At 52.0% G+C, this 18791-nt stretch carries 17 protein-coding genes and 3 tRNA genes; 1 reads left to right on the top strand and 19 read right to left on the bottom strand.

Annotated features, from left to right (window positions below):
- Positions 1-81: 81 nt before the first annotated feature.
- The 9 genes from KB236_00865 to KB236_00825 all read right to left on the bottom strand — a co-directional run bounded on the left by KB236_00865 (position 82) and on the right by KB236_00825 (position 9705).
- Positions 82-693 carry an HAD family hydrolase gene (locus KB236_00865; GenBank protein ID UIF29346.1) on the bottom strand — a complete coding sequence of 204 codons (612 nt, stop codon included), beginning with the start codon at positions 691-693 and terminating at the stop codon, positions 82-84.
- 96 nt (positions 694-789) lie between these two features.
- Complete coding sequence (locus KB236_00860) at positions 790-2226, bottom strand: MATE family efflux transporter (GenBank protein ID UIF29345.1); 1437 nt, start codon at positions 2224-2226, stop codon at positions 790-792.
- A 763-nt stretch (positions 2227-2989) separates the two neighbouring features.
- Positions 2990-3074: transfer RNA gene (locus KB236_00855), tRNA-Leu, on the bottom strand.
- Between the two features lie 81 nt (positions 3075-3155).
- Positions 3156-4037 (bottom strand): homoserine kinase, encoded by an 882-nt coding sequence (gene thrB, locus KB236_00850; protein UIF29344.1) that lies wholly within the window; start codon positions 4035-4037, stop codon positions 3156-3158.
- Positions 4038-4057: 20 nt separating this feature from the next.
- Positions 4058-4537, bottom strand: a complete 480-nt coding sequence (locus tag KB236_00845; GenBank protein UIF29343.1) for a SprT family protein — start codon at positions 4535-4537, stop codon at positions 4058-4060.
- On the bottom strand, positions 4530-6725 hold the full coding sequence (locus tag KB236_00840) for an RNA-binding transcriptional accessory protein (GenBank protein ID UIF29342.1): 2196 nt from the start codon (positions 6723-6725) through the stop codon (positions 4530-4532). Before KB236_00840 ends, KB236_00845 begins: the two co-directional genes overlap by 8 nt.
- 144 nt (positions 6726-6869) lie before the next feature.
- Complete coding sequence (locus tag KB236_00835; GenBank protein ID UIF29341.1) at positions 6870-7304, bottom strand: hypothetical protein; 435 nt, start codon at positions 7302-7304, stop codon at positions 6870-6872.
- A 10-nt stretch (positions 7305-7314) separates the two neighbouring features.
- On the bottom strand, positions 7315-8145 hold the full coding sequence (nadE, locus tag KB236_00830) for an ammonia-dependent NAD(+) synthetase (GenBank protein ID UIF29340.1): 831 nt from the start codon (positions 8143-8145) through the stop codon (positions 7315-7317).
- A gap of 93 nt (positions 8146-8238) precedes the next feature.
- Positions 8239-9705: a nicotinate phosphoribosyltransferase gene (locus tag KB236_00825; GenBank protein UIF29339.1), complete on the bottom strand. Its 1467-nt coding sequence runs from the start codon at positions 9703-9705 to the stop codon at positions 8239-8241.
- Positions 9706-9859: 154 nt separating this feature from the next.
- Between KB236_00825 and KB236_00820 the strand changes: the two genes are divergently transcribed.
- On the top strand, positions 9860-10591 hold the full coding sequence (locus KB236_00820) for a WecB/TagA/CpsF family glycosyltransferase (GenBank protein UIF29338.1): 732 nt from the start codon (positions 9860-9862) through the stop codon (positions 10589-10591).
- 423 nt (positions 10592-11014) lie between these two features.
- Here KB236_00820 and KB236_00815 read toward each other — a convergent pair whose 3' ends face one another.
- From KB236_00815 to KB236_00770, 10 genes are all read right to left on the bottom strand, one after another.
- Complete coding sequence (locus tag KB236_00815) at positions 11015-11194, bottom strand: hypothetical protein (GenBank protein ID UIF29337.1); 180 nt, start codon at positions 11192-11194, stop codon at positions 11015-11017.
- A gap of 59 nt (positions 11195-11253) precedes the next feature.
- Positions 11254-11955 carry a GntR family transcriptional regulator gene (locus tag KB236_00810; protein ID UIF29336.1) on the bottom strand — a complete coding sequence of 234 codons (702 nt, stop codon included), beginning with the start codon at positions 11953-11955 and terminating at the stop codon, positions 11254-11256.
- A gap of 36 nt (positions 11956-11991) precedes the next feature.
- Positions 11992-13134: an N-acetylglucosamine-6-phosphate deacetylase gene (gene nagA, locus KB236_00805; GenBank protein UIF29335.1), complete on the bottom strand. Its 1143-nt coding sequence runs from the start codon at positions 13132-13134 to the stop codon at positions 11992-11994.
- Between the two features lie 198 nt (positions 13135-13332).
- Positions 13333-14133 carry a pyrroline-5-carboxylate reductase gene (proC, locus tag KB236_00800; GenBank protein UIF29334.1) on the bottom strand — a complete coding sequence of 267 codons (801 nt, stop codon included), beginning with the start codon at positions 14131-14133 and terminating at the stop codon, positions 13333-13335.
- 277 nt (positions 14134-14410) lie between these two features.
- A tRNA-Gln gene (locus KB236_00795) sits at positions 14411-14482 on the bottom strand.
- Between the two features lie 10 nt (positions 14483-14492).
- Positions 14493-14575, bottom strand: a tRNA-Tyr gene (locus KB236_00790).
- Between the two features lie 83 nt (positions 14576-14658).
- A complete protein-coding gene (locus KB236_00785; GenBank protein ID UIF29333.1) occupies positions 14659-15474 on the bottom strand; it encodes a metallophosphoesterase in 816 nt (271 codons plus the stop codon).
- 247 nt (positions 15475-15721) lie between these two features.
- The gene (locus tag KB236_00780; protein ID UIF29332.1) at positions 15722-17203 is read right to left on the bottom strand and encodes a peptide MFS transporter; all 1482 of its coding nucleotides are present in this window, start codon (positions 17201-17203) and stop codon (positions 15722-15724) included.
- Between the two features lie 355 nt (positions 17204-17558).
- Positions 17559-17852 carry a PTS lactose/cellobiose transporter subunit IIA gene (locus KB236_00775; protein UIF29331.1) on the bottom strand — a complete coding sequence of 98 codons (294 nt, stop codon included), beginning with the start codon at positions 17850-17852 and terminating at the stop codon, positions 17559-17561.
- Between the two features lie 9 nt (positions 17853-17861).
- Positions 17862-18194 carry a cellobiose PTS IIC subunit gene (locus KB236_00770; GenBank protein ID UIF29330.1) on the bottom strand — a complete coding sequence of 111 codons (333 nt, stop codon included), beginning with the start codon at positions 18192-18194 and terminating at the stop codon, positions 17862-17864.
- Positions 18195-18791 lie beyond the last annotated feature (597 nt).

The following is an 18791-nucleotide window of genomic DNA, read 5'->3' as shown; positions in this document are numbered from 1 at the left end:
CCCCTTTGTGATTTACCGCCGTAGCGGTTTACTGAAAACTACTTGGCTCAAATATAGCACAATTGGCCGCGCACCACCACTTTAGAGCAACTTTAGCATATCTTGTGGTTGGTCAAACGTGACATCCGGTGTAAAGCCGTTCGGCTGCTTACCGTTCCAGCCAGCAAAACCAAAGGTAACGTGCGCCGCTCGCGATGCCCGAACGTCATAGTCCGTATCCCCCACGTAAATGGTGGTCGCGGGATCGGCGTGTAGCCGCGCCATCGCTAGCAAAATACCGTCTGGTGCCGGCTTCCCGTGCGCCACGTCCTCGGCTATCACGTGTTGACTGAAATACTCGGCTAGGCCCTCGCCCACGACGTCACGCTGATACTCAAACTTCTGCTTAGACGTCATCACGGCGAGTTGGGCTCCCGCGGCCTGTAATTGCCGCAGGGCATCCTTAACACCCGCATAAACGGCCACGGACGCCCGATAGTCCTGCGTGCGTGGCCCCCACAAGGCCAAGACGCCTTCAACATCCGGTACCTTCAGCCGAATCAACGCGTCGCGGCTGGGAATGCCAAACGTCGTCGCCAGCTCAGCGTAGGGCCGATCCATCCCTCGTTCGTGCAGGATGGCCTGAAGCGATTTAATATACATTGCCTCGGTATCCAGTAAGGTGCCATCAATATCAAAAATAAAACTCTTCATATCCGTAAAGCACTCCTTAATTAGCGGTTAGCCAATGATTTAAATAAAAAAGGCAGCCGTTAAATAACGACCACCTCTAGTGTATCACGCTTCAGGTTAGGACTCTAATTTTGGTTGTGCGGCTGGCGTCAAGTTCGCCTCCGTACCCGCCTGTTGTGCGACTTCCTCAGCGGTTGGTTTTCCCTCAACCAAATCTTCGGAACGTTGCAGATTCCGCAATTGCTTGACGGCCCGAATCCAGGAAGGGACCAAGATAGCACAGGAACCCAACCAAGCTAAAGGTTCAGCGGAAACGGCCCCGGCATAACCAAAGGCACCGACCATAAAGAGCGCCGCAAAGACCCGCATGGTGAGTTCACCCACCCCAGCTAAGGTTGGCAGAACACGCCGGCCCAGGCCTTGGAGCGTGTTCCGGATGATAAAGAGCACACTCAATAGTAGGTAGCTACTCCCGATGATGTTAAAGTACGTTTGAGACAGATGAATGACGTTTTCGTCGGCCGTCCCGATGATCAACGTCACGATTGGCTTGCCAAAGAAGATCACCAAGCCACCGGCAAAGACGGCAAAGCTCCCGGATAACCAGAGAGTCTTCTTGACGCCCTCCATGATCCGGCCGTACTTGGCAGCGCCAAAGTTCTGGGCGGCGAAGGTTGCCATGGTTACGCCGAAGGAAGACATCGGCAACGAACACAATTGGTCCACCTTGGAAGCCGCCGTTGAAGCGGCCACGGAATCGGTCCCCAAAGAGTTCAGAGCTGCTTGCATGACCATCGTCCCAATGGCAATGATTGACAGTTGAAAGCCCATCGGCATCCCCGTGGAGAAGTGGTCCCACAATTCGCGGAAGTCAATCTTGAAATCTTCTTTGGAAATGTGCAACAGCGGGATGGACCGAATGATGTAGACCACGCAGAGCAGTGAGGCAATTACTTGTGAAATGACCGTTGCCCAACCGGCACCAGCCACACCCATGTGGAAGACCAAGATGAACAGTAATTCTAAGACGACGTTAACGACCGTCCCAATTACCAGAAAGATCAACGGCGTCCGGGAATCCCCCAATGCTCGAATAATGTTTGACAGTAAGTTAAACGCCATGGACGCAAAGATCCCGGCAAAGATGGTGCTAATGAAGATCCGGGCATTTTCAAAGATAGACGCCGGAGTCTGCATCAGATGAAGGATGGGATCGACAAAAGTCAGGGCCAACGTCGTCAAAACAATGGTCATTAAGATAGAAATGACGATGCTCGCGGCAAAGGACTTCCGCACACCCTTGTAGTCTCGTGCGCCATAACGGGTGGCCGTGATAATCGCCAGACCAGCCGTTAGACCTTGCGCGAATCCAATGATTAAAAAGTTGATGGAACCCGTAGCCCCAACTGCGGCCAGCGCCTTAACCCCTAAGGTTTGCCCCACGACCACAGTGTCAGAAACGTTATATAATTGCTGAAATAAGTTACCAATCAAAAGTGGAATTGTGAAAAAGAAAATGAGTTTGAGGGAATTGCCCTTAGTTAAGTCGTTCATGCGCCGACCTCCTTTTTAAATTTTGCCAGTCTATTGACACAGGATTACTACTATAACGCCTTGTAAGAACTTTGTCAGCCTTTTTGCTTGGAAACTTTCGTAAACCCCGATTTAATTTTCAATATTACGCCCTTCTTAAGGTTTTTTGAAGACCTATTTTGGGTGAAAACGATTGCGTAGCGAAATTGTTACCTGTTTGTCATTTAACGGTCGTCGTTAGTCTTCTCTTCCCCTAACTTGAAAATGAACCAACAAAGATTGAAGCAAACAATACTGCAACCACGTTTATCCCCAAAGACACGAATGGGACCGGTGCTATTGGGGATTATATAACTGAATATAGGTACTGGAATGAGGCCTAGCATAAGATTGGTATCGACCCCATTGAAAGATAGACCCATTATCCAAGTGAAGACAGAAAGACTACATATCTTTCCAAAAGCTTCGATTCTCCTCTCCACGATATCGGTTGAAGAGATCCGCTTAAGGTCCCAAGATAGTGCCAAACAAAAAGTCGTGATAGGACGTTTTGACATCCCATCATGACTTTCATTTGTATTTGACGCGGTCAGGATACTTCAACCCGGGTTGCGGCTAATGTTCGGGAAATAGGCGATGTTATTTAAATCAATTGTGCACAACGTGGTTCACTCTTGGTATAGAAATTGCCCACAGCCTATCACTATCTATCAGGATTCAAAAAACAGATAAGCCGTGATAGCAACGCTTTACACGTCCTATCACGGCTTATCCGTACTCAATATGCGGCCAAGAAGATTCGAACTTCCACCCGGATTACCCGGACAAGATCCTTAATCTTGCGCGTCTGCCAATTCCGCCATGGCCGCATTAACTCACAAGAAATAGTATACCAAATGATTCGGGCAGTGACAATATTTTTTTGCAAGTTAATTCAAAAAAATCTGAAATTATGCATCCGTCAGGACGGTCGCCCCATCTTTATCGAGTTCCAAAATGCGCAAACTCCCCGGCAAATCAGCATCCGCGAGCTTCGTCCGCAGTAAAGTCAACTGTGCGGAGGTGCCAAAGGTCACGACCGTTGGCCCGGCGCCACTGAGATAAGTACCGACAATTCCCAGTTCGTGGGCCGCCTCGCGAATCTTATTGAGTTCCGGTACCAGCTGTGAGCGGGCCTGTTCGTGGAATTCATCCATTTCAATTAACTTCGTGGCCAACTCCCAGTCCTTCTTCAAGAGCGCGGCCACGAGCACGTTAGCCACACTGCTGGCGTGAACGGCCATCTCAAAGGATACCTGCTTAGGCAGCGCCTTGCGACTCTTCTGCGCCAACAACTTCTGACCCGGAATGAAGACCAGCGCCTGCAAATCGGGCAATGGCAACTTAATCGCATCGGCCACCCCGTCATTAACCGTGGCTACGGCCGCCTGACCCATCAAGGCCGGTGCTACGTTATCCAACTCGCCGCCTAGCTTAACTGCCCAGTTCAACTGGTCAGCAATCGTCAGATCCATTTCGCCCAATTCATTGGCAATCTTGATCCCGGCAATCACGGCGCTGGTCGAACTACCCAGTCCGCGGGAAACCGGAATATCCGACATCACCGTTAACTGGTGCGCCTGAAGTTTAGGATTGACCTTCAACGCCGTCTGCACCATCAGATTGTTTTCGTCGCGGGGAATGCTGGTTCCCAAGGCGTGGTTGACCCGCCATTTCTCCGTCTTTTCTTCAATGATGACGGTCAAATAAAGGTGTAACGCCGCCCCAATCGAATCAATGCCGGGGCCCAAATTGGCCGAGGTTGCTGGTACCCGAATAATTGTTTTACCCATAATTTACTGACCTCCTAAGTTTAACGTGGTCGCTGAACGGCGATCACGGTCTTCTGCCAAACTAAGTGACCGCGACAACGGCCACACACCATCTTCGTGACGTCGATTCGCCGCGCACGGTAGTATTTTTGACCACAATTTTGACACACGTACAGTTGCCATCGCCGGGGCTTGGGCCGAGTCTGCTTCGGGGCCGGGGCGAACCGTAGTCCTCCAACCTGCTGAAGCAACTCCCGAAAGGCGCGCGTCCGGTGCTGGCCGGACTGCCCCGCCATGTGCAGGTGGTAGTGACACAGCTCGTGTTTGATGATCCCCTCTAGCGTGGCCTCATCGTGCTCCGTCAACATTCGCGGGTTAATCTCAATGCTGTGGTCCGTCAACTGATAGCGGCCACCCGTGGTTCGTAGCCGCGGATTGAACCAGGCGCGATGGCGGAACGGTCGGCCAAAGCTTTCTAGCGAAATCCGCTCGACCAGTCGCTGAAGTTCCTGATTAGTCATGCCCATCAGTCCGCATCGTCAGTTGGATGCGCTGCCGGTTCTCATCGACGCTCAGCACCCAGACGGTGACCACATCCCCGATGGTGACCTCCGCACTGGGATCGCTGACGTAGTGATCGGCTAGCTGAGAAATGTGGACCAAGCCGTCCTGCTTGACGCCAATATCCACGAACGCCCCAAAGTCGACCACGTTACGCACGGTTCCCTGGAGCTCCATGCCTGGTTTCAGGTCCGCCATGGTTAAGACGTCCTGCCGTAAAAGCGGCGCCGGCATGGTATCCCGCAAATCGCGTCCGGGCTTACTGAGTCCCGCCACGATATCGGCCAGAGTGGCCGGGCCTACGCCCAACTTTTCTGCCCACTGTGCTTGATTTAACTGAGCTAGTTCCTGTTGTAGCTTGGGGGTCCCCACCGCATTCTGGTCGGCTGACAAGCCTTGTAAGAGTTGCCGGGCCGCCGGATAGCTTTCCAGGTGAATATCGGTATTGTCCAGCGCATCCTGCCCACCGATAATCCGCAAGAACCCCACGGATTGCTGATAAGCCTTGGGGCCCAAGCGCGGCACCTGCTGCAGGTCTTTTCGACTCGCAAACGCGCCGTTGGTGTTGCGGTAGGTCACAATGTTCTGGGCGGTAGTCGCCGTCAGTCCCGAGATATGGGTTAGTAGCTCCGGGCTCGCCGTGTTAACGTTGACGCCGACCTGATTAACCGCCGTCTCCACGACCCGGTCCAACTGTTCATCCAACGCCTTTTCAGGCACATCGTGTTGGTACTGACCCACGCCCACAGCCTTGGGATCAATCTTGACCAACTCGGCCAACGGATCCTGTAGCCGTCGACCAATGCTGACGGCCGACCGCTCCTCGACGTGGAGGTCAGCAAATTCAGCCCGGGCGTTGGCACTCGCGGAATAAACGGACGCACCTGCCTCGTTGACCATCACGTAATAGACCGGATGATCCAGCGTCTTTAGGATATTGCTGACAAACTCCTCGGATTCTCGGCTCGCCGTCCCGTTGCCAATCGCAATCATTTCCACGTGGTACTGGTTCAACAACTCCTTGAAAGCCGGACCAGCCGCAGCCCGTTGCTTAGCACTCGCCGGCTTATGGGGATAAATAACCTGCTTCGTCAGGAACCGGCCGTTGGCATCCATGATGGCCAATTTACAGCCCGTCCGGTAAGCCGGGTCAAAACCCATCACAACCTTGCCCTTCAGTGGCGCCTGCATCAAGAGATGGTACAAGTTATTGCCGAAGACCTGAATCGCGTGGGCGTCGGCCTTTTCGGTCAATTGGCGGCGTAATTCCCGTTCGATGGCCGGACCTAAGAACCGTTTGTAAGCATCGGCGAAGGCGTCCTTGATCTTCGCAACGGCTGGACCGTGATGTTGCCCGACTAATCGGAAATGCCCGTACTGAAGAATCGAAGCCGGATCAATCGCAATTCCCACCGAGAGAACCTTTTCACGTTCCCCCCGGTTAATCGCCAACACCCGGTAAGGTGGCAACTGATTCAGCCGCTGACTGAAGTCGTAGTAGGTCGCATACACCTGCTGTTCGTCCCGATCCTTCGCGCCGCGTTTCAGCTTACTGGTCAACTCACCGTGTTGCCAAGTGTAGTGGCGAATCCATTCCCGGAAGGCCGCCTGCTCGCTAAACGTTTCGGCTAGAATCTCATGGACGCCCGCCCATACGGCCGCCAAATCCGGTAAGTCTTGATCGGGCTTAATGTAGTCGCGGGCCCGGACATCCAGATCCGTCTGCGGAAAGGTCAACAGCCACTGTGCCAGCGGCTTTAAGCCGTGCTGGACGGCGACCGTAGCCTTGGTCTGACGTTTCTTCTTATACGGCAGGTACAGGTCTTCCACCTGCTGTAGCGTGCTGGCTTGGGTCAACTTTTGTTTGAGTTGCGGCGTCAACGCCTGTTGCTCGGTAATCGCCTTGAGCACGTCTTGGCGGCGCTTATTCAACTTAGCCAAACGTGTGGCTTCATCCTCAATCTCACGAATCGCCACTTCATCCAGCGACCCGGTGCGTTCCTTCCGATAGCGGGCGATGAACGGCACCGTATTGCCCTCATCCATTAACGTCAAGACCGCTTCAATCTGTTGAACGCGGTACTGACTCAGCTGCTGATGAACTGGCCGGGCCAAGTCACGCAACTGTTCTTCATTCTCTCTTGCCATGCAACCCCTCCGTTATGATCTCATACCTGCATTATACCATGCCTACTGCGCGGACTGACCGGGTGTGAAGTGCTCCCGTAAAATCTGTCCGTTCCCGTAAGCAAAAAGGATGCCGCTCAAAAAGAGCGTGACATCCTTCATCACTTACATCGGACTCGTCATGATCCGCTGAGTTGCCGCGGTCACCTTTTCCATCGCATTTTCCTGAGTCTTTTCAGACTGGTCAAACGCCGCTACATCAACGCTTTGGTGTTCAACATCAATGCTATCGGTCATGGCTTGGCACGCTTCCGTATAGGTCCGGAAAGCCGCCACCAATGACTTGTGCTTGCCCAACACCCGGACGGGCGCACTGGCCTGTTCCAGTTGATTTAACTTGTCTTCGTAACCGTCCGTTCCGCGTTGGAAATTATCCACGACGGCTTGTAGTTCGGCCTGCGACAGGTCCCCGACCGTGTCGTGGTCGATGGCTGCCCGCATCTTTTCGAAGTCGCCGTTCATTTCGCCGGCTTCGTCTTCGGTGCCCTGCAGGACTTTACTCAAAACGTTGATGTACCCACTCATATTGTTTTTACGCATCGTTTGTCACCTAATCTTTCCAGAAAGTGTCGTAAATGTTGACCGGTAAATGCCGCTTGTGCGCGGTCTTCCGGTACCAATTCTCAATCTTTTCGGCCGCCTCATCGCTAACGTCGCGACCTTCCAAGTAGTTATCAATATCTTCATAGCGAACACCTAGTGCCGCCTCATCGGGCAATGCAGGCCGATTGTCTTCCAAATCGGCCGTGGGCACCTTCTTGTAGAGGTGTTCTGGGGCGCCCAGGTAAGCCAGCATCGCGGCTCCTTGGCGCTTATCAAGCCGCCAAAGGGGACAAATATCGGCCGCCCCGTCACCAAATTTGGTGTAAAAACCGGTCACCGCCTCGGCCGCATGGTCGGTACCGACCACGGCGCCGGACCGCGCTCCGGCAATTGCGTACTGGGCAATCATCCGTTGTCGGGCCTTAATGTTTCCCTTGTTGAAGTCGCTGACGTCATCGTGATTGGCGCTGACGGCCGCTTCCATGGCGTCGGCCGCCGGCTTGATGTTAACCGTCTGCGTCTCATCGGCCCCCATCACATCGATTGCCATCATGGCGTCATCTTCATCGGCTTGTTCGCCGTAAGGCAACCGGACCGCGATGAACCGATAGTCGCTGTCATTGGTTTCCTGCCGCAGCTCCGTGACGGCTTGCTCGCAGAGAATCCCAGCTAACGTAGAATCTTGCCCCCCAGAGATGCCCAACACCAGTGTCTTCAGGAAAGTGTAGCGTTTGAGATACGCCTTCAAGAAATCAACGCTGTGGCGAATTTCCTTGGCCGGGTCAATGGTGGGTTGGACCTTTAACGCGGCAATAATTTCTTTTTGCATGGCTCGCATGTTTCTTGCCCCCTCGTAAAATTAGGTCGGCGGTCGCCACCTCAACGTGCTAACTGACCACAGCGACGCGGCGAACCCCCAACGTGCTCGTGATTATTCGGGCATTTTTTGAACGTAAGTGTGAATATCCTTGATGATGGCCATCTTATGATCCCAGCAATCCTGAGACAGGTCGACCGGATACTTCTGGGGATTAAGATCCCGTTTGTATTCGGGCCACAAATTGGCCAAGGCACCTCGACAGCGGTCACGGATGGCCGATAGCGTCGGTAGCTTGTAGACCAGCTGGCCGTCCTCAAAGATCGACTGGAGAAGCGGCCGGGCATTGAAGTCGCCGACCGTCTTGTTGATGTACGTAAAGCTGGGATGGAACATGAAGATCGTCTCTTCCTTACGCGGATCCTCATCCGCCAGCGTCACGTAATCCCCCTCGGTCTTACCGTCCGCCCGTTTGGTAATCCGCCAAACCTGCTTCTTACCCGGCGTCGTGACCTTTTCGGCGTTGTTGGACAACTTAATCGTGCCCTTCATCTTACCGTTGGCATCCCCGATGGCCACCATCTTGTAGACGGCTCCTAAGGCGGGTTGGTCAAAGGCCGTGATGAGCTTGGTGCCAATCCCCCAGACGTCAATCTTGGCGTCCTGCATCTTCAGGCTTTGGATAGTCTTCTCGTCCAGGTCGTTAGACGCATAAATCTTGGCATTCGGGAAGCCCGCTTCGTCCAGCTTTTGCCGTACCCGTTTGGACAGGTAGGCCATATCACCGGAATCAATCCGAACCCCTTGGAAGTTAATCCGGTCGCCCAACTCCTGCGCCACCTTGATGGCGTTAGGAATCCCACTGCGGAGCGTATCGTACGTATCGACCAGAAAGACACAGTCGTGATGCGTCTGCGCGTAAGCCATGAAGGCATCGTAATCGTTACCATACGTCTGAACCAGCGCATGCGCGTGGGTCCCACTGATCGGGATGCCAAAAATCTTGCCGGCGCGCACGTTGGAAGTGGCATCGAATCCACCGATATAGGCGGCCCGGGTCCCCCAGATGGCGGCGTCAAACTCCTGCGCACGCCGGGTACCGAACTCCATCAACGCGTCATCCCCCGCGACGGAACGAATCCGCGCCGCCTTGGTGGCGATTAACGTTTGGTAATTCACAATATTTAGAATGGCGGTCTCCACTAACTGGCAGTCTGCCAGGGGACCTTCCACCTGTAAAATTGGTTCATGGGCGTACACCAATTCACCTTCAACGGCGGAACGGATCGACCCTCTAAATTTAAAGTTCGCGAGATAATCCAGAAAATCTTCCGGATATTCTTCAGCTTCTCGTAAGTATTCAATGTCCGCTTGGGAAAAGTGCAGATTTTGGATATAATTAACGATGTGCTCCAAACCAGCAAACACGGCATAACCGTTGTGAAACGGCATGTCACGGAAAAACACTTCAAAAACGGCGTGTCTGTCGGCGATTCCTTGTTGATAATACGTCTGAATCATATTAATCTGGTAGGCATCCGTGTGCAGGGTTAAACTGTCGTCAGGATACAAATTCGTCATAGTGCGTTACTCCCTTAGCTAGTTTTCAAGCTGGACTGGTACATATTTTAATCTAATAGATTCATTTTAGCATGAAACACACAGAGCGTCATACTATTTAGTACGGTCAGCCTGGCTTTATTCAGTGGCATGACCATCTCGAAAGGAGACCCCCATGCAACGGTCATTTTCTACAGTCACGGTGCTTGGTGTCCCGTTTATCAAGACCAGCACCGCGCAATTCTTAAAAACTTTACAACAGCGGATTCTCACGCAGCAAAACACCTTCGTGGTGACGGCCAATCCGGAAATCGTGATGTACGCCCACCACAACCCCGACTACCACCAACTGCTACAATCCGCCGACTTCATCACACCGGACGGTATTGGCATTCTCGATGGTGCTAAAATTCTCAAGCAGCCGCTCCCCGAACGGATCACGGGCTTCGATACGCTGACGGCCTTGCTTCAATGGGCCAGTGACCAGCACCGCTCGGCATACTTTGTTGGCGCCAAACCGGCCGTCATCGCCACGCTCAAGCAGAAACTCCCCCAAGACTACCCCGGCCTGATCATTGCCGGCATGCACGATGGGTATTTCCAAGACGATACGGCAGTGGTCGCCGACATTCAGCGTACCCAGCCCGACATGGTCTTCGCGGCCCTCGGTTTTCCTAAACAAGAGGCCTTCATCGCCCAACACCGTCAGACCACCAAAGGCCTCTGGATGGGAGTTGGCGGTAGCTTCGACGTGCTAGCCGGAGCGGTCGATCGCGCACCCAAGTGGTGGCAAGACCACCATCTCGAGTGGTTCTACCGCACGGTCAAGGAACCCAAGCGGCTTAAACGGATTGCGGTCATCCCCCACTATCTTCATCTGGTGCGGCAACAGGCTAAGCGGCGTTAACAAGACAGTGCTGGCCGCCTTACCGTTCGCCAAATTTGGTCTGGATCGCTGTGGGAAGGACGGGCCAAGCCAAAGGGTGGTCTTGTCCCTCGCTTTGAGCCGAAAACTCACGTCTCAAAGACGCCATTTCCCAAGGCGGAACACTTGGAAAATCCCACGGCTGAGACCAAATTTGACTCACTCACGGCTACATGAGAGGGACTCAATTAAACTGAACGTTACCACGCCAGCAATGTCGCCGCATGTTCAGTGGCTTTCAACCAGCGTAACCAGAGGTAGCCGCAGGCGGTGTTGATGACTAGCTTAATGGCGGTAAACTTTGCCAGCTAGGGTCTAAAGCGTGTTCGCGAACTTTCAAGATTTAGTAGCTTAACCTTACAACCAATGTCAGGCATCGTTCACCCGTGGACGGTGTCTTTTTGTTTACAGTTGTGGCTTCAGCAGGGGCTTGCCGTCCTTATCGACCAGAACCGTCATGCTACTGCCGACGTAGTTGGAGGTCAACACGTACTGCACACCCGTCTGCGTATCCGTGACCACGTCGAACGACACCCCGTTGCCCGCCTTGACGGGCGCCACTTCAAACCGCTTTTCTTTCTTCATTTACCATCCGTCCTTTCTTTGCAAAAAGGGAGCCGAACCACTGTCCAGCCCCCTCGTATTTACTTTTCAAGATAAAATTCAAAGCGTTCGCCGACGTACTGCGTCCGCACATATTCAAACGGTGTCCCGTCTTGCAGGTAGGTCACCTGCCGGAGCCGCAGAATCGCGTCGCCCCGTTTGATATTCAAGAATTCGGAAATCCGTTCGGAAGCCGACATGGCGGAGACCGTCTGTTGGGCTTTCCCTGGATTCAAATTCTTCTTGTCTTCCAGCGCCCGGTACAGCGAGCTGGTAACCTCCTGCTTACTGAGGCCATCCACCAGATGTTCCGGCACCGTGGCCACCTCAAAACAGATCGGCACATCATCGCCGAAACGAATCCGCTCCATCCGCAAGACCTGCTCGTCGTCACTCAACTTCAGCTTTTCCGCCTCGCTTAACGACGGGCTCATCACGTGATAGGAAATGGTCTTGCTGGCCGGTTGCTTACCCTGAGCCAACATCAGATCGGTAAAACTCGTGACCCCGGACATCTTTTCTTGAACTTTTTGGTTCGCCACGTAGGTTCCGGACCCGACCTGCCGTTCCAGAATCCCCTCATCAACCAGGGTCTGGATTGCCTGACGGAGCGTCATCCGACTCACATCAAAATCTCGAGACAGTTCTCGTTCGGACGGAATTCGATCGCCAACCGCCCATTTACCAGCCTCAATAGCCCGTTTAATGTCATTATGAATTTGAATATAAATCGGTGAACTCACAGCACCTACGTCCCTTCTACAAATACAACTTAATTTTTACTTTGACTCCTGACTGAACTTCCGGCCTAGACTGTAGGTCGTTTCCAGCTGTAAATCACGCGTGAACAGGTTAAGGTCGGCGTCACGGCCTGGTTCCAACTTACCCTTCTGTGGCAAATTGAACTCCTCGGCCTGGTTCACCGAACTCATCTGCACGGCGTCGTTCAGGTCACAGCCGGTAAAGGCCATCACGTTTCTGAAGGCCTCGTCAAACCGCAAGACGGAGCCAGCTAAATTACCGCTCTCCAGCCGCGCTTGCCGGTCTTTCACGATTACCTTCTGCCCACCAAGTTCACTAACGCCCTCAGGCATTCCCTTGGCACGCATAGAATCCGTAACCAGTTCCAAACGGTGCGGCCCCTTTTGCTCATAGGCCAGCTTAATCATGTCCGGCACAATGTGGAAGCCATCACAGATCAGTTCACAATACAGATTGTCTTCCAGCATAGCGTGCCCGGTAACGCCCGGTTCACGGTGCCGCAAACCACGTTGTGCATTGTATAGATGCGTCACGTGCGTGGCCCGGCTCTCCAGCAACTGTTCCCGTGTGGCGTTGGAATGCCCCACGGAAGGCACAATCTTGTTGGCTAAGCAGTAGGCCTCAAACGCCTGCGAACCCGGGTCCTCTGGCGCGTACGTAATTAATTTCACCCGACCGCCAGAGAGCTTATTCCACCGATCCAGCAGGGAAACGTCGGGATCTTTGATGTACTTTTCCGGCTGTGCCCCCTTGTAGATTGCCGCAATGAAGGGCCCTTCCAGGTGCACACCTTGAATAACCGGATTGCGTTTAGCCGCTTCGGCAATACCCTGCATGGCATGGTCGATGGCGTCGTTCGACTGGGTCATCGTGGTCGGAAAGATTGAGGTAATCCCCTCGTGAACCATCAGATTAACCATCTTGTCAATCTGATCAGGGTCCCCATCCATACTATCATATCCATAACCCCCGTGGCTATGCACATCGATAAAACCCGGAACAATTGTCCGGCCCGTGACTACGTGAATCTCGTCGGCGGGCAACGGGCGAAAGTCGGCAACAGGGCCGACCGCTTCAATCTGCTGGTCGAAACGAATGTACCCATCGGGAATGACAGCATCCCCGGTATAAATCTTAGCGTGCTTCAAGACAATACTCATGTGTCTCCTCCTCATGATATGACGACAACCATTATTTCTACGCTACACCCGCGCCACCCATTGAGCCAAGTCGCAACGCGCATAACGTGGCCAATGCCCCATCGTCGACGGACCATTCGCCAATTGATATAGTCTCATTGTAATCGGTATAGACCAAAAAAGCAACTGACTTGCGCCGCTTATTTTACACCGTACGACTTAGTCCGTTTCTCCCGCATCGCGCTTGATGGTGGCGTCGATTCCCTTAACCACGGCCGTCATCAGCCCGGCTTCCTCCATGGCTAGAAGACCTGCAACGGTACTCCCGCCCGGTGAAGCCACTTGGTCAATCAATTCAAATGGAATCTTGTCACTTTGCAGAACCATCTTGGCGGAACCCAGCGTGGCCTGCGCGGCAATTTCCGTGGCTTGTTTTTTAGTCAAACCGTATTTGACGCCGGCACGACTCAAACTGTCGATGAAGAAGTCGATGTAGGCTGGCGAACTCCCGGCTAGCGCGCTGAAGACGCCAAATTGGTCTTCGGCCAGCTCTGTCGTCGACCCAATCGTCTTGAACACACGGAGTGCCGCTGCCAGTCGGTCCCCCGTCAACGCTGCATTGGCCGCCACGGCCGTCATCCCTGCGCCCACCTCGACGTTAACGTTAGGTAGTGTCCGTAATGTCGGCAATGCGGCGCCAGTGATGGCAGCCATATCGGCCAGTGACCAGCCGGCAACAATCGAAATTAACGTCTTATCCGGCGTGAGCTGCGGGGTAACCGCAGTCAGCACGGCCGGTGCCACGTTCGGGGTGACCGCTAAGACCACGAGATCGCTGTTCTGAACGACCGCCGCGTTACTGTTGGCCGCCATTAAGTCGTGGGCCTGGGCATAAGGTAAATAATGCGCTTCATGCTGACTATGTACTGTGATTTCGGCTGGGGCAAAGGTCTTGGCCTTGAGCAAGCCACCGATAATGGCCTGTGCCATGCCACCAACCCCGATAAATCCAATTCTCATCTCAGTTTCCTCCTTAACGATCAATCTGATTCAATACTGCGCCGGTCTAATGCCCATGTTCCGAGTATCCCCGTTCGTCAGCCGCTGGCAAACAACGCATAAGCCAATTTATCACGTCCGCGCCGAACAGATTGGTCTGGTGCAATTATTAAGTCGACTTTAGCGAAATTCATCGGAATTGTCAATTATGACCCCTACCCAGACTGCGGATGGGGCCGTCGCGTTCTTGAAAAAAGCGCATAAAAAAACCAGCCACACACAGTGACTGGTTTTTAAGTTGGGCTAGCTGGGTTCGAACCAGCGCATCACGGGATCAAAACCCGTTGCCTTACCACTTGGCTATAGCCCAATAATAAAAATGGTGGGGAGTGGATTCGAACCACCGAACCCGAAGGAGCGGATTTACAGTCCGCCGCGTTTAGCCAGACTTCGCTACCCCACCAAAAGTGAATCGCCGTAACGAATCAACGTTTATTATCATACAGAATTCTGCATAAATCGTCAAGGACTTTCTGCAAAATATTTTTATTTTAATTCGAGCACCCGCAATCGTTGCCGCCACTCCGTGAAATAGTCGGTCTGGGACCACTCGTTAATCCGTTTGTTGTGGTAGCCCACCGCTTGATCATAGTAGGTGGTCTGCACGAAGCGCCGCGGCGCGAAATGTCGGTGGACGTGGCCAAATAACACCGTCTCTACGTGATAACGGTCCAGCAAGGTCCCCATCCGCGGACTTCCCAGCATGGCGTTGGCCATATTCCAAAAACGATCGTCCGTGGTGTACCGGATGTATTCACGGTGTGGAACGAAATGGGTCATAAACAAGACCCGTTTTCTTTCTGCACGGGCCTGATCCAACTGCTCCTCGGTGGCTGCCAGGACTTGGTTCATGCGCTGGGGGTCGGATTGCGGTTGTTCGATGGTGCCGTCGACCCAAAACGCCCGTTTCCACTGTAAAAAGTCCCGACCGGCTAAGTTATCCGCAAATTGGTAGTCATACCAGCCATTATTGCCGATTATCCGCCAGTTTGTGCCGGTCACGTCTAATTGGCCACGATGCAGGTAAGTCGGCGCTAAGGGGCTCTCAAGGGCCGCATACGTCACGTCGTGTAACATGTCGTGATTTCCCGCGATGAAACGGACCTTGGCCGGAGCGATTAATCGCTGCATGCGTTCCACGTAAGCCAACGACTGGTCGAAGTGATTGGTGATATCTCCCGCGATTAAGTAGACCCCCACACCCTGTTGCATGAGGTAGCCAGCCTGTTGCGGCAGGAGTTGGTCGACATCCTGCCGATTGACATCGAAGTGTAGATCACTGATTAACGCGACCTTAACCATGTTGGACCCTCCCTTCTGAATTAGCTTTAAGTCATAACACTTAACGTTCATGCCCGGATGATGAACGCCCTTTATCGATTGAATCAACCCGTTGGCTACGCCTGCCAGGGGGTCTGTCTGCTGTGAAGGACAATCAGCTCACTTGAAAGCCTCGCAAAATCAATGAGTCTCTCGTACGAAGCGTCGGCACAGAGAAAACAAAAAGTGCTACTCCACTTAGAGTAGCACTTTTGCCGGTAAATATTGACTATTTAATTCCGGCCATTAAATTCTTAATTGGTTTAACCAGTACGAACATGATCAACCCGGCGACGATTGCCACAATGGCAACCCCCATGAAGTAGGCCACTTCGTTTTCTGGCGTGTACAGCTTAACAATCTGGGCGTTAACGGCTTGCCCAGCAGCATCGGCCAAGAACCACATACTCATCATCTGAGACTGGAAGGCCCGTGGTGCCAGCTTGGTCGTCACGGACAGTCCGATTGGTGAAATCAGCAGTTCGGCAATTTCAACGATTGACCAGCTTCCGACTAACCACAGTGGACTAACCTTGGCACTAGACCCAAACATCACGACTGGAATCACGATGATCAGGTAAGAAGCCCCGGCAAACAGCATCCCAGTAGCGAACTTAGCAGGTGAACTTGGTTGGTTCTTCCCTAAACGGTTCCACAGTGCCGCAAAGAACGGCGTGTAAATCAGAATGAACAGTGGGTTTAACATCTGGTACCAAGATGGTAGGATGTGCATCCCCATGAAGTTGTTGTTCGTCTGGTTAGCCGCGAATAAGGCCAAGACAGAGGAACCTTGTTCTTCAATCGCCCAGAAGATTGCGGCGGCGATGAATAACCCTAAGTAAGCCCAAACGTGCTTCCGTTCGGTCGTCGTTACTTTCTTACTGGTCAAGAAGATCACGAAGTAGACGACTGGCGTTGCAATCGCGATGATCGATAGTAACAGCACGAAGTTGTTTAAGTTCAATGAACCTAAGAGGAACATCAATAAAACAATTAAAGCAAAGGCTACGACACCAACAGTTGAACGAACGCCCAACTTCTTCATGTCGCCGGGTTCCAGAGGGTCGGTTGGGTAAAGACTGTCTTTACTCAAGTACTTCTTCCCACCGTACCAGTATTGAACTAAGCCCAGGAACATCCCGATAGCGGCCAAGGAGAACCCTAAGTGGAAGTTATACTTCAGCCCTAACCAGCCGACCAGCAATGGTGCGACCAGAGAACCCAAGTTAATCCCGAAGACGAAGATGGTAAACCCAGAATCACGACGGGTATCCCCGGCATCATACAGGCCCCCAACCATTTCGGAAACGTTTGGCTTCAACAACCCAGTCCCCAGAACAATTAAGAGAATTGAGATGAACAGCGCAATCCGGCCAGCTGGGACTGATAAGGCGATATGCCCGAACATGATAAGAATCCCACCGATGAAGACGGTCCGGCGACTCCCCCAGACCCGGTCACTCAGGTAACCCCCGAGGACGGATGACAGGTAAACCATGGACCCATAGATGGACATCACTGAGGCAGCAGTTGCTTGGTCAAACCCCAGACCACCCTTGGTAACCGAGTAGTACATATAGTAGATAAGGATGGCACGCATCCCGTAATAACTGAACCGTTCCCACATTTCAGTGAAGAACAGCGTGGATAACCCCCGTGGCTGACCGAAGAAGGTTCGATCTTGGGTGGTCGACTCTGGTTTGTTATTCAAAACGATAATACCTCCATTGCTTGGTTAAAATGAATATTTTTATATTTCACAATCCGAATCAAGAAAAGCGATTGTGGCAGGGTCTCATAGACCTCTAATAAAACATAGTTGTAATTATACTTCATGAATGCCCGTTACGCAACGGTTTTTGAAATAAAAGCGTCTCCATCCCCGCCCCTGCGGGCAAAAAACAATGATGAAATTATTAGCTATCTCATGCAATCTTCTTATTTTTTATTCATTTCGACCAATCACTCAATATTATTATTTTAATGAATAAAGTTACGTTGATTATACTTTTCGGGCCAAATAAAAAAGGCGCAGTCCACGACTACACCTCGTCAAATTTACTGATTTATGCCGACCAATCGAGACCCAATGCCTCAATTAGCTCATAATTACTCTGTACGGCCATTAAAGTATCCATTGCATGGTTGATGAGGATCGTAACGGGAAGGTCCTCAGCGGCCATTTTTGCCATCATTTGCGTCTGGACTTTGTGTGCCGCCAAGAGTTGTTCGCGACAGGTTGCTAAATCCAACGACTGATGTTGCGTCTTGGCGGTCGCAATGGCTTGGTACAAACTGCTTTTGGCAGTCCCCGCCTGCACCAAGACCTGCATGGCTAACTGCTCAATCGTTGGGGGCATCGCGATTGCCTAGTAAGCAACTGCAACGGCAGCTGGTGCGAAATGCAACTGGTGGCAAGCGTACTTAACCAGCGCTTGGCTATTCAGCCAACCATAAATGTCGTTAGGGATTGGCGCGGTCCGAACTTGATCGCCAATCTTTACCCGCATCTTGGCTTGGTAGGCCACTTGTGGCGCCAAGAGCACGAGGTCCTGTTCAGCTAATAATTCTGGCGTAACTTCCATTAAACTCGTTGCCGTGAAGTGTAACGGTACCCGTTGTGTTTCAGCTGCCCGTTTCGCTTCTCCCAAGAACAAATGGCTTGAAATTCCTTGACCACATACTAACAATACGTTTTTCATGATGGCATCTCCTGTGCTTAATTGATACTTATAGGATAGCACTAGAATAGGTATACCACAATAGATAATTCAAAAAATCATTTATTTTTTTATCCGCTTAACCGTTGATATAGCAGCAATCCATTGATATATACCAATTATTTTAGTGTGGCTATACCAATTTAAAATATCGTGTAACCGTTTTCAATTGTGTACTCAACTCATCTATTCGACCAGTTTCAGTTTGAAAACGGATCTTTAGCTGACTAAGCCTATCGCCACCATCATTGCATTGCTGTGCTCATAATAGACTAGTCTCGCAGGTTACAAGGCTATTCGGTAACTAAGGTTATGGCGGGCCTCTCTTACGACCCCAAGCATCATGGAAGAGTACCCTCACAGGATACCATCACCATACAAATTTCAAGAGTCAAATAAGGTCAGGACGTTAGCCGCTGACCAATCAGCATTCTCTGCCATTTTCTAGAATTCGAAACGCTACTCTCTCAGGGCGCGGCTGTCCTCCTTATGTTCTCAACGCCCTAAAATTAACGTGATGAAAATGAGATGTTTGGTTTTGATTGCACAAAAAAAGTTGTTAATCCGAAGACTAACAAC

Origin of the sequence: Levilactobacillus brevis (genome assembly GCA_021383565.1) — a bacterium.
Classification (GTDB): Bacteria; Bacillota; Bacilli; order Lactobacillales; family Lactobacillaceae; genus Levilactobacillus; species Levilactobacillus brevis_B.
Note: the sequence above shows the minus strand (reverse complement) of the source record. Positions and strands in the feature narration are given on the sequence as shown.

Excerpts from the sequence above, each read along its gene's own strand:
- KB236_00865 (UIF29346.1), bottom strand. The coding sequence starts at position 693 with ATGAAGAGTTTTATTTTTGATATTGATGGCACCTTACTGGATACCGAG.
- KB236_00860 (UIF29345.1), bottom strand. The coding sequence starts at position 2,226 with ATGAACGACTTAACTAAGGGCAATTCCCTCAAACTCATTTTCTTTTTC.
- thrB (UIF29344.1), bottom strand. The coding sequence starts at position 4,037 with ATGGGTAAAACAATTATTCGGGTACCAGCAACCTCGGCCAATTTGGGC.
- KB236_00845 (UIF29343.1), bottom strand. The coding sequence starts at position 4,537 with ATGACTAATCAGGAACTTCAGCGACTGGTCGAGCGGATTTCGCTAGAA.
- KB236_00840 (UIF29342.1), bottom strand. The coding sequence starts at position 6,725 with ATGGCAAGAGAGAATGAAGAACAGTTGCGTGACTTGGCCCGGCCAGTT.
- KB236_00835 (UIF29341.1), bottom strand. The coding sequence starts at position 7,304 with ATGCGTAAAAACAATATGAGTGGGTACATCAACGTTTTGAGTAAAGTC.
- nadE (UIF29340.1), bottom strand. The coding sequence starts at position 8,145 with ATGCGAGCCATGCAAAAAGAAATTATTGCCGCGTTAAAGGTCCAACCC.
- KB236_00825 (UIF29339.1), bottom strand. The coding sequence starts at position 9,705 with ATGACGAATTTGTATCCTGACGACAGTTTAACCCTGCACACGGATGCC.
- KB236_00820 (UIF29338.1), top strand. The coding sequence starts at position 9,860 with ATGCAACGGTCATTTTCTACAGTCACGGTGCTTGGTGTCCCGTTTATC.
- KB236_00815 (UIF29337.1), bottom strand. The coding sequence starts at position 11,194 with ATGAAGAAAGAAAAGCGGTTTGAAGTGGCGCCCGTCAAGGCGGGCAAC.
- nagA (UIF29335.1), bottom strand. The coding sequence starts at position 13,134 with ATGAGTATTGTCTTGAAGCACGCTAAGATTTATACCGGGGATGCTGTC.
- proC (UIF29334.1), bottom strand. The coding sequence starts at position 14,133 with ATGAGAATTGGATTTATCGGGGTTGGTGGCATGGCACAGGCCATTATC.
- KB236_00785 (UIF29333.1), bottom strand. The coding sequence starts at position 15,474 with ATGGTTAAGGTCGCGTTAATCAGTGATCTACACTTCGATGTCAATCGG.
- KB236_00775 (UIF29331.1), bottom strand. The coding sequence starts at position 17,852 with ATGCCCCCAACGATTGAGCAGTTAGCCATGCAGGTCTTGGTGCAGGCG.
- KB236_00770 (UIF29330.1), bottom strand. The coding sequence starts at position 18,194 with ATGAAAAACGTATTGTTAGTATGTGGTCAAGGAATTTCAAGCCATTTG.